The 8,303-nt window shown below is 0.3% G+C and carries 1 protein-coding gene; it reads left to right on the top strand.

Annotation, left to right across the window (positions count from 1 at the left end):
- Window positions 1–1,029 (top strand): hypothetical protein (locus tag QWY92_RS20820; protein ID WP_290274990.1); only part of this gene is annotated, 1,029 nt, incomplete at its 5' end.
- Between the last annotated feature and the right edge of the window lie 7,274 nt (window positions 1,030–8,303).

The raw sequence follows: 8,303 nt of genomic DNA, 5'->3' as shown, positions 1-8,303 counted from the left end.
TTAAAAAAAAAAAAAAAAAAAAAAAAAAAAAAAAAAAAAAAAAAGAAAAAAAAAAAAAAAAAAAAAAAAAAAAAAAAAAAAAAAAAAAAAAAAAAAAAAAAAAAAAAAAAAAAAAAAAAAAAAAAACAAAAAAAAAAAAAAAAAAACAAAAAAAAAAAAAAAAAAAAAAAAAAAAAAAAAAAAAAAAAAAAAAAAAAAAAAAAAAAAAAAAAAAAAAAAAACAAAAAAAAAAAAAAAAAAAAAAAAAAAAAAAAAAAAAAAAAAAAAAAAAAAAAAAAAAAAAAAAAAAAAAAAAAAAAAAAAAAAAAAAAAAAACAAAAAAAAAAAAAAAAAAAAAAAAAAAAAAAAAAAAAAAAAAAAAAAAAAAAAAAAAAAAAAAAAAAAAAAAAAAAAAAAAAAAAAAAAAAAAAAAAAAAAAAAAAAAAAAAAAAAAAAAAAAAAAAAAAAAAAAACAAAAAAAAAAAAAAAAAAAAAAAAAAAAAAAAAAAAAAAAAAAAAAAAAAAAAAAAAAAAAAAAAAAAAAAAAAAAAAAAAAAAAAAAAAAAAAAAAAAAAAAAAAAAAAAAAAAAAAAAAAAAAAAAAAAAAAAAAAAAAAAAAAAAAAAAAAAAAAAAAAAAAAAAAAAAAAAAAAAAAAAAAAAAAAAAAAAAAAAAAAAAAAAAAAAAAAAAAAAAAAAAAAAAAAAAAAAAAAATAAAAAAAAAAAAAAAAAAAAAAAAAAAAAAAAAAAAAAAAAAAAAAAAAAAAAAAAAAAAAAAAAAAAAAAAAAAAAAAAAAAAAAAAAAAAAAAAAAAAAAAAAAAAAAAAAAAAAAAAAAACAAAAAAAAAAAAAAAAAAAAAAAAAAAAAAAAAAAAAAAAAAAAAAAAAAAAAAAAAAAAAAAAAAAAAAAAAAAAAAAAAAAAAAAAAAAAAAAAAAAAAAAAAAAAAAAAAAAAAAAAAAAAAAAAAAAAAAAAAAAAAAAAAAAAAAAAAAAAAAAAAAAAAAAAAAAAAAAAAAAAAAAAAAAAAAAAAAAAAAAAAAAAAAAAATAAAAAAAAAAAAAAAAAAAAAAAAAAAAAACAAAAAAAAAAAAAAAAAAAAAAAAAAAAAAAAAAAAAAAAAAAAAAAAAAAAAAAAAAAACAAAAAAAAAAAAAAAAAAAAAAAAAAAAAAAAAAAAAAAAAAAAAAAAAAAAAAAAAAAAAAAAAAAAAAAAAAAAAAAAAAAAAAAAAAAAAAAAAAAAAAAAAAAAAAAAAAAAAAAAAAAAAAAAAAAAAAAAAAAAAAAAAAAAAAAAACAAAAAAAAAAAAAAAAAAAAAAAAAAAAAAAAAAAAAAAAAAAAAAAAAAAAAAAAAAAAAAAAAAAAAAAAAAAAAAAAAAAAAAAAAAAAAAAAAAAAAAAAAAAAAAAAAAAAAAAAAAAAAAAAAAAAAAAAAAAAAAAAAAAAAAAAAAAAAAAAAAAAAAAAAAAAAAAAAAACAAAAAAAAAAAAAAAAAAAAAAAAAAAAAAAAAAAAAAAAAAAAAAAAAAAAAAAAAAAAAAAAAAAAAAAAAAAAAAAAAAAAAAAAAAAAAAAAAAAACAAAAAAAAAAAAAAAAAAAAAAAAAAAAAAAAAAAAAAAAAAAAAAAAAAAAAAAAAAAAAAAAAAAAAAAAAAAAAAAAAAAAAAAAAAAAAAAAAAAAAAAAAAAAAAAAAAAAAAAAAAAAAAAAAAAAAAAAAAAAAAAAAAAAAAAAAAAAAAAAAAAAAAAAAAAAAAAAAAAAAAAAAAAAAAAAAAAAAAAAAAAAAAAAAAAAAAAAAAAAAAAAAAAAAAAAAAAAAAAAAAAAAAAAAAAAAAAAAAAAAAAAAAAAAAAAAAAAAAAAAAAAAAAAAAAAAAAAAACAAAAAAAAAAAAAAAAAAAAAAAAAAAAAAAAAACAAAAAAAAAAAAAAAAAAAAAAAAAAAAAAAAAAAAAAAAAAAAAAAAACAAAAAAAAAAAAAAAAAAAAAAAAAAAAAAAAAAAAAAAAAAAAAAAAAAAAAAAAAAAAAAAAAAAAAAAAAAAAAAAAAAAAAAAAAAAAAAAAAAAAAAAAAAAAAAAAAAAAAAAAAAAAAAAAAAAAAAAAAAAAAAAAAAAAAAAAAAAAAAAAAAAAAAAAAAAAAAAAAAAAAAAAAAAAAAAAAAAAAAAAAAAAAAAAAAAAACAAAAAAAAAAAAAAAAAAAAAAAAAAAAAAAAAAAAAAAAAAAAAAAAAAAAAAAAAAAAAAAAAAAAAAAAAAAAAAAAAAAAAAAAAAAAAAAAAAAAAAAAAAAAAAAAAAAAAAAAAAAAAAAAAAAAAAAAAAAAAAAAAAAAAAACAAAAAAAAAAAAAAAAAAAAAAAAAAAAAAAAAAAAAAAAAAAAAAAAAAAAAAAAAAAAAAAAAAAAAAAAAAAAAAAAAAAAAAAAAAAAAAAAAAAAAAAAAAAAAAAAAAAAAAAAAAAAAAAAAAAAAAAAAAAAAAAAAAAAAAAAAAAAAAAAAAAAAAAAAAAAAAAAAAAAAAAAAAAAAAAAAAAAAAAAACAAAAAAAAAAAAAAAAAAAAAAAAAAAAAAAAAAAAAAAAAAAAAAAAAAAAAAAAAAAAAAAAAAAAAAAAAAAAAAAAAAAAAAAAAAAAAAAAAAAAAAAAAAAAAAAAAAAAAAAAAAAAAAAAAAAAAAAAAAAAAAAAAAAAAAAAAAAAAAAAAAAAGAAAAAAAAAAAAAAAAAAAAAAAAAAAAAAAAAAAAAAAAAAAAAAAAAAAAAAAAAAAAAAAAAAAAAAAAAAAAAAAAAAAAAAAAAAAAAAAAAAAAAAAAAAAAAAAAAAAAAAAAAAAAAAAAAAAAAAAAAAAAAAAAAAAAAAAAAAAAAAAAAAAAAAAAAAAAAAAAAAAAAAAAAAAAAAAAAAAAAAAAAAAAAAAAAAAAAAAAAAAAAAAAAAAAAAAAAAAAAAAAAAAAAAAAAAAAAAAAAAAAAAAAAAAAAAAAAAAAAAAAAAAAAAAAAAAAAAAAAAAAAAAAAAAAAAAAAAAAAAAAAAAAAAAAAAAAAAAAAAAAAAAAAAAAAAAAAAAAAAAAAAAAAAAAAAAAAAAAAAAAAAAAAAAAAAAAAAAAAAAAAAAAAAAAAAAAAAAAAAAAAAAAAAAAAAAAAAAAAAAAAAAAAAAAAAAAAAAAAAAAAAAAAAAAAAAAAAAAAAAAAAAAAAAAAAAAAAAAAAAAAAAAAAAAAAAAAAAAAAAAAAAAAAAAAAAAAAAAAAAAAAAAAAAAAAAAAAAAAAAAAAAAAAAAAAAAAAAAAAAAAAAAAAAAAAAAAAAAAAAAAAAAAAAAAAAAAAAAAAAAAAAAAAAAAAAAAAAAAAAAAAAAAAAAAAAAAAAAAAAAAAAAAAAAAAAAAAAAAAAAAAAAAAAAGAAAAAAAAAAAAAAAAAAAAAAAAAAAAAAAAAAAAAAAAAAAAAAAAAAAAAAAAAAAAAAAAAAAAAAAAAAAAAAAAAAAAAAAAAAAAAAAAAAAAAAAAAAAAAAAAAAAAAAAAAAAAAAAAAAAAAAAAAAAAAAAAAAAAAAAAAAAAAAAAAAAAAAAAAAAAAAAAAAAAAAAAAAAAAAAAAAAAAAAAAAAAAAAAAAAAAAAAAAAAAAAAAAAAAGAAAAAAAAAAAAAAAAAAAAAAAAAAAAAAAAAAAAAAAAAAAAAAAAAAAAAAAAAAAAAAAAAAAAAAAAAAAAAAAAAAAAAAAAAAAAAAAAAAAAAAAAAAAAAAAAAAAAAAAAAAAAAAAAAAAAAAAAAAAAAAAAAAAAAAAAAAAAAAAAAAAAAAAAAAAAAAAAAAAAAAAAAAAAAAAAAAAAAAAAAAAAAAAAAAAAAAAAAAAAAAAAAAAAAAAAAAAAAAAAAAAAAAAAAAAAAAAAAAAAAAAAAAAAAAAAAAAAAAAAAAAAAAAAAAAAAAAAAAAAAAAAAAAAAAAAAAAAAAAAAAAAAAAAAAAAAAAAAAAAAAAAAAAAAAAAAAAAAAAAAAAAAAAAAAAAAAAAAAAAAAAAAAAAAAAAAAAAAAAAAAAAAAAAAAAAAAAAAAAAAAAAAAAAAAAAAAAAAAAAAAAAAAAAAAAAAAAAAAAAAAAAAAAAAAAAAAAAAAAAAAAAAAAAAAAAAAAAAAAAAAAAAAAAAAAAAAAAAAAAAAAAAAAAAAAAAAAAAAAAAAAAAAAAAAAAAAAAAAAAAAAAAAAAAAAAAAAAAAAAAAAAAAAAAAAAAAAAAAAAAAAAAAAAAAAAAAAAAAAAAAAAAAAAAAAAAAAAAAAAAAAAAAAAAAAAAAAAAAAAAAAAAAAAAAAAAAAAAAAAAAAAAAAAAAAAAAAAAAAAAAAAAAAAAAAAAAAAAAAAAAAAATAAAAAAAAAAAAAAAAAAAAAAAAAAAAAAAAAAAAAAAAAAAAAAAAAAAAAAAAAAAAAAAAAAAAAAAAAAAAAAAAAAAAAAAAAAAAAAAAAAAAAAAAAAAAAAAAAAAAAAAAAAAAAAAAAAAAAAAAAAAAAAAAAAAAAAAAAAAAAAAAAAAAAAAAAAAAAAAAAAAAAAAAAAAAAAAAAAAAAAAAAAAAAAAAAAAAAAAAAAAAAAAAAAAAAAAAAAAAAAAAAAAAAAAAAAAAAAAAAAAAAAAAAAAAAAAAAAAAAAAAAAAAAAAAAAAAAAAAAAAAAAAAAAAAAAAAAAAAAAAAAAAAAAAAAAAAAAAAAAAAAAAAAAAAAAAAAAAAAAAAAAAAAAAAAAAAAAAAAAAAAAAAAAAAAAAAAAAAAAAAAAAAAAAAAAAAAAAAAAAAAAAAAAAAAAAAAAAAAAAAAAAAAAAAAAAAAAAAAAAAAAAAAAAAAAAAAAAAAAAAAAAAAAAAAAAAAAAAAAAAAAAAAAAAAAAAAAAAAAAAAAAAAAAAAAAAAAAAAAAAAAAAAAAAAAAAAAAAAAAAAAAAAAAAAAAAAAAAAAAAAAAAAAAAAAAAAAAAAAAAAAAAAAAAAAAAAAAAAAAAAAAAAAAAAAAAAAAAAAAAAAAAAAAAAAAAAAAAAAAAAAAAAAAAAAAAAAAAAAAAAAAAAAAAAAAAAAAAAAAAAAAAAAAAAAAAAAAAAAAAAAAAAAAAAAAAAAAAAAAAAAAAAAAAAAAAAAAAAAAAAAAAAAAAAAAAAAAAAAAAAAAAAAAAAAAAAAAAAAAAAAAAAAAAAAAAAAAAAAAAAAAAAAAAAAAAAAAAAAAAAAAAAAAAAAAAAAAAAAAAAAAAAAAAAAAAAAAAAAAAAAAAAAAAAAAAAAAAAAAAAAAAAAAAAAAAAAAAAAAAAAAAAAAAAAAAAAAAAAAAAAAAAAAAAAAAAAAAAAAAAAAAAAAAAAAAAAAAAAAAAAAAAAAAAAAAAAAAAAAAAATAAAAAAAAAAAAAAAAAAAAAAAAAAAAAAAAAAAAAAAAAAAAAAAAAAAAAAAAAAAAAAAAAAAAAAAAAAAAAAAAAAAAAAAAAAAAAAAAAAAAAAAAAAAAAAAAAAAAAAAAAAAAAAAAAAAAAAAAAAAAAAAAAAAAAAAAAAAAAAAAAAAAAAAAAAAAAAAAAAAAAAAAAAAAAAAAAAAAAAAAAAAAAAAAAAAAAAAAAAAAAAAAAAAAAAAAAAAAAAAAAAAAAAAAAAAAAAAAAAAAAAAAAAAAAAAAAAAAAAAAAAAAAAAAAAAACAAAAAAAAAAAAAAAAAAAAAAAAAAAAAAAAAAAAAAAAAAAAAAAAAAAAAAAAAAAAAAAAAAAAAAAAAAAAAAAAAAAAAAAAAAAAAAAAAAAAAAAAAAAAAAAAAAAAAAAAAAAAAAAAAAAAAAAAAAAAAAAAAAAAAAAAAAAAAAAAAAAAAAAAAAAAAAAAAAAAAAAAAAAAAAAAAAAAAAAAAAAAAAAAAAAAAAAAAAAAAAAAAAAAAAAAAAAAAAAAAAAAAAAAAAAAAAAAAAAAAAAAAAAAAAAAAAAAAAAAAAAAAAAAAAAAAAAAAAAAAAAAAAAAAAAAAAAAAAAAAAAAAAAAAAAAAAAAAAAAAAAAAAAAAAAAAAAAAAAAAAAAAAAAAAAAAAAAAAAAAAAAAAAAAAAAAAAAAAAAAAAAAAAAAAAAAAAAAAAAAAAAAAAAAAAAAAAAAAAAAAAAAAAAAAAAAAAAAAAAAAAAAAAAAAAAAAAAAAAAAAAAAAAAAAAAAAAAAAAAAAAAAAAAAAAAAAAAAAAAAAAAAAAAAAAAAAAAAAAAAAAAAAAAAAAAAAAAAAAAAAAAAAAAAAAAAAAAAAAAAAAAAAAAAAAAAAAAAAAAAAAAAAAAAAAAAAAAAAAAAAAAAAAAAAAAAAAAAAAAAAAAAAAAAAAAAAAAAAAAAAAAAAAAAAAAAAAAAAAAAAAAAAAAAAAAAAAAAAAAAAAAAAAAAAAAAAAAAAAAAAAAAAAAAAAAAAAAAAAAAAAAAAAAAAAAAAAAAAAAAAAAAAAAAAAAAAAAAAAAAAAAAAAAAAAAAAAAAAAAAAAAAAAAAAAAAAAAAAAAAAACAAAAAAAAAAAAAAAAAAAAAAAAAAAAAAAAAAAAAAAAAAAAAAAAAAAAAAAAAAAAAAAAAAAAAAAAAAAAAAAAAAAAAAAAAAAAAAAAAAAAAAAAAAAAAAAAAAAAAAAAAAAAAAAAAAAAAAAAAAAAAAAAAAAAAAAAAAAAAAAAAAAAAAAAAAAAAAAAAAAAAAAAAAAAAAAAAAAAAAAAAAAAAAAAAAAAAAAAAAAAAAAAAAAAAAAAAAAAAAAAAAAAAAAAAAAAAAAAAAAAAAAAAAAAAAAAAAAAAAAAAAAAAAAAAAAAAAAAAAAAAAAAAAAAAAAAAAAAAAAAAAAAAAAAAAAAAAAAAAAAAAAAAAAAAAAAAAAAAAAAAAAAAAAAAAAAAAAAAAAAAAAAAAAAAAAAAAAAAAAAAAAAAAAAAAAAAAAAAAAAAAAAAAAAAAAAAAAAAAAAAAAAAAAAAAAAAAAAAAAAAAAAAAAAAAAAAAAAAAAAAAAAAAAAAAAAAAAAAAAAAAAAAAAAAAAAAAAAAAAAAAAAAAAAAAAAAAAAAAAAAAAAAAAAAAAAAAAAAAAAAAAAAAAAAAAAAAAAAAAAAAAAAAAAAAAAAAAAAAAAAAAAAAAAAAAAAAAAAAAAAAAAAAAAAAAAAAAAAAAAAAAAAAAAAAAAAAAAAAAAAAAAAAAAAAAAAAAAAAAAAAAAAAAAAAAAAAAAAAAAAAAAAAAAAAAAAAAAAAAAAAAAAAAAAAAAAAAAAAAAAAAAAAAAAAAAAAAAAAAAAAAAAAAAAAAAAAAAAAAAAAAAAAAAAAAAAAAAAAAAAAAAAAAAAAAAAAAAAAAAAAAAAAAAAAAAAAAAAAAAAAAAAAAAAAAAAAAAAAAAAAAAAAAAAAAAAAAAAAAAAAAAAAAAAAAAAAAAAAAAAAAAAAAAAAAAAAAAAAAAAAAAAAAAAAAAAAAAAAAAAAAAAAAAAAAAAAAAAAAAAAAAAAAAAAAAAAAAAAAAAAAAAAAAAAAAAAAAAAAAAAAAAAAAAAAAAAAAAAAAAAAAAAAAAAAAAAAAAAAAAAAAAAAAAAAAAAAAAAAAAAAAAAAAAAAAAAAAAAAAAAAAAAAAAAAAAAAAAAAAAAAAAAAAAAAAAAAAAAAAAAAAAAAAAAAAAAAAAAAAAAAAAAAAAAAAAAAAAAAAAAAAAAAAAAAAAAAAAAAAAAAAAAAAAAAAAAAAAAAAAAAAAAAAAAAAAAAAAAAAAAAAAAAAAAAAAAAAAAAAAAAAAAAAAAAAAAAAAAAAAAAAAAAAAAAAAAAAAAAAAAAAAAAAAAAAAAAAAAAAAAAAAAAAAAAAAAAAAAAAAAAAAAAAAAAAAAAAAAAAAAAAAAAAAAAAAAAAAAAAAAAAAAAAAAAAAAAAAAAAAAAAAAAAAAAAAAAAAAAAAAAAAAAAAAAAAAAAAAAAAAAAAAAAAAAAAAAAAAAAAAAAAAAAAAAAAAAAAAAAAAAAAAAAAAAAAAAAAAAAAAAAAAAAAAAAAAAAAAAAAAAAAAAAAAAAAAAAAAAAAAAAAAACAAAAAAAAAAAAAAAAAAAAAAAAAAAAAAAAAAAAAAAAAAAAAAAAAAAAAAAAAAAAAAAAAAAAAAAAAAAAAAAAAAAAAAAAAAAAAAAAAAAAAAAAAAAAAAAAAAAAAAAAAAAAAAAAAAAAAAAAAAAAAAAAAAAAAAAAAAAAAAAAAAAAAAAAAAAAAAAAAAAAAAAAAAAAAAAAAAAAAAAAAAAAAAAAAAAAAAAAAAAAAAAAAAAAAAAAAAAAAAAAAAAAAAAAAAAAAAAAAAAAAAAAAAAAAAAAAAAAAAAAAAAAAAAAAAAAAAAAAAAAAAAAAAAAAAAAAAAAAAAAAAAAAAAAAAAAAAAAAAA

It is taken from the genome of Algibacter miyuki (assembly GCF_030409805.1).
Lineage (GTDB): Bacteria > Bacteroidota > Bacteroidia > Flavobacteriales > Flavobacteriaceae > Algibacter > Algibacter miyuki.
This window is presented reverse-complemented; position numbering and strand designations above follow the sequence as displayed.